Source organism: Acinetobacter sp. WCHAc060033 (assembly GCF_004209125.1).
GTDB classification, from domain to species: Bacteria; Pseudomonadota; Gammaproteobacteria; order Pseudomonadales; family Moraxellaceae; genus Acinetobacter; species Acinetobacter wuhouensis.
In genome coordinates this window covers 1-2602 of record NZ_SGSW01000114.1, presented here as the reverse complement: position 1 = coordinate 2602, position 2602 = coordinate 1, and the positions used below count along the sequence as shown (strand labels likewise).

The following is a 2602-nucleotide window of genomic DNA, read 5'->3' as shown; positions in this document are numbered from 1 at the left end:
TCAGATTGTAACTTTAGGGTATACTCTATAGTTACATAAATTTAGATATTAAAAACTTCTCTCCGATAAACCCAGTACGGTTCAATGATAAGATTAACCCGTTAGGTCAGGTGGCCTAACTTAAATAAAAAAGTCTCCGACAAACCCGGTACGGTTCAAAATCATTCCAGTCTAGTATTGGCTGTAGAAAAAGATTCTTCTGTTGCCTTATTCGAATTTTTAAAGACTTTACCTCTCTCTAGTGTATCCAGTCTGGTTGCTACCCTCCTGATCTTCCTGTTTTTTGTTACTTCGGCTGATTCAGGAGCCTTGATCACAGATTACCTTACGGCTAAAACGGAGCACTCCCCTGTTTGGCAACGTTTGTTCTGGACAGCTGTGATTGCTGTTCTTTCTATTATCTTGCTGATCGTTGGTGGTTTAAGTGCCTTGCAATCTGCAGTGATCATGAGTGCCTTGCCTTTTACTTTCATTATGCTGTTATTGTGCTGGGGGTTAATCAAGGCACTACGTTTAGATGTCTTAAAAGTACAGGCCCTACAAAGTGCTAGGATCACACCACGAGCTATACAAAACCCAAGAAGCTGGCAACAGCGTCTAGGTTTAATTATGCATTACCCACATTCTAAAGCCGAAGTAACAGCCTATATTCATCAGAATGTTCATCAGGCTTTTCAGAACATAAAACATGAATTTCAGCGCCGGAATCTGGATGTTTCAATCCGTGAGGTTGATGGGGGGCTATTACTGAAAGTAGATCATCAAAATGAAATCAACTTCATCTATCAAGTCGTGGCTACTGAAACACGAGCTCCGAGTTTTATGCTCGATGACGAAAGTAGCCTCTCTCTGAAATATTACAAAGCGGAAGTTTTTCTAAAAGAAGGGGGGAAAAACTACAATGTCATGGAATGGACACAAGAAGATTTACTCCAGGACATTATTGATCAATACGAACGCCACTTGTATTTTTTAAATGTAGTCCGTAATTAAACAATCTACATAGCAGTTCAAATTAACAAGTATTAGTTTGAACTGCTATCTTTTTGATTAACAATATCTTGATTTACCAAAAAATTTAATAGTACAGCATCCGTCTTCATTCTAACCTTGAACCAATTTTCAATGCGAATTTGATCTTCACTCGATAGTGGTTCAGATGTTCTCACACTAAGTTGCAGTATTTGCTTTTGATTGGGATCAGTCGGTAAATCAATGCCTTGTCCTAGAAAAATAGAGCTTACAGTGGGATGCTGTGCACGTAGCTCTGCAAAAACATCATTTGCATTGGCAAATAAAGCATTTTTCACCCTTAATTCTTGCTGTAATTGTTTTACCTGTTCATCCTTTTGGCGCAGGGCTTCTTGTCCATTCAGATACAAATCACTCAATACCCCAGATTTTAAGGCAGTCACATCAACCTTATCATCATTGGTTTGATGCACAATAATTTTAGTTCCTTCGAGATTTGCAACAGCAAGTCTCCCTTCAATATTCTGCAACGTCGCCTGACTTAAGGGCAAACCGACTAAAGCCAACTCAATGGTCCGTGTCTTGCTATCAATTTTTGAACTGGCGACTTGTGTTTCTTTAAAGGTAAATTCTTGTGTAATGAATTTGTTGGCAGTTGATTTAAAAACTTCTTCATTAACTAATTTAGTCGCCAGATAGGCACTTGGAATTGCGGTCACCATTGCGATCATCAGCAAAGATATTTTTACACATCTTTCTACTTTTTCGTCAGCAAAACTATGTGGCTTTAACCTTAAAATCCGGATACCGATAATAGTTGCCAAACTGATGAACACACAATTGATGGTATATAAATACAGTGCACCACCAACAAAGCTCCACTGTCCAGTTGCAATACCAAATCCAGCAGTACAGACAGGTGGCATCAATGCTGTAGCAATCGCCACCCCTGGAATAACATTTGATTTTTCTTCTCGAGTGATCCCAATGATTCCTGCCAATCCACCAAATAATGCGATGAGCACATCCCAAATGGTTGGGCTAGTTCGTGATAAAAGTTCAGATTGTGCATTATCGAGGGGTGATATCGAGAAATATAGAGTGGATACGACCAAGCTGATCAGTGTTGCAATACCTAGGTTGAAGAGTGCCCGTTTTACCAGTTTAAAGTCATAAACTGCTACACCCAGCCCCACCCCCATGATCGGTCCCATAAGTGGAGAAATTAGCATTGCGCCAATAACCACGGCTGTTGAATTGATATTTAATCCGACTGATGCAATAAAAATAGCGAATATTAAAATCCAGGGAATGGCTCCTGATAGCTCAATCCCATCACGAATACGACGCTCGATTTCATCATCTTCTGCCTTATCTGCCAGCAGACTAAAGCGATGGCGTGCACGTCTTAATCTACTTGTATAATTAAAGGAGGAGTTGTGTTTATTAGAGGTGTTGGTCAATTTAACATCCTACTTTTTATCCATCTGTGGAAAGACCTTTAATCTCAATCGATTTTTGGTCCTCGTGATTACCTTAGAGTGAGAAAATGAAACATTCCAGAAAACTAACTTTACTTAAAATTACAAAAAAGTCTTAATATCTCCTGCAATTGATTAATTAATAAACA

At 39.0% G+C, this 2602-nt stretch carries 1 protein-coding gene and 1 pseudogene; one reads left to right on the top strand and one right to left on the bottom strand.

What is annotated here, in order from left to right; all coding sequences use genetic code 11:
• Positions 1-156: 156 nt before the first annotated feature.
• Positions 157-993, top strand: a pseudogene (locus EXE10_RS20545) (BCCT family transporter); the annotation flags it as partial.
• Positions 994-1025: 32 nt separating this feature from the next.
• On the opposite strand, the gene EXE10_RS20540 reads toward EXE10_RS20545, so the two are convergent.
• Positions 1026-2435 carry a TIGR00341 family protein gene (locus EXE10_RS20540; protein WP_121595105.1) on the bottom strand — a complete coding sequence of 470 codons (1410 nt, stop codon included), beginning with the start codon at positions 2433-2435 and terminating at the stop codon, positions 1026-1028.
• Positions 2436-2602 lie beyond the last annotated feature (167 nt).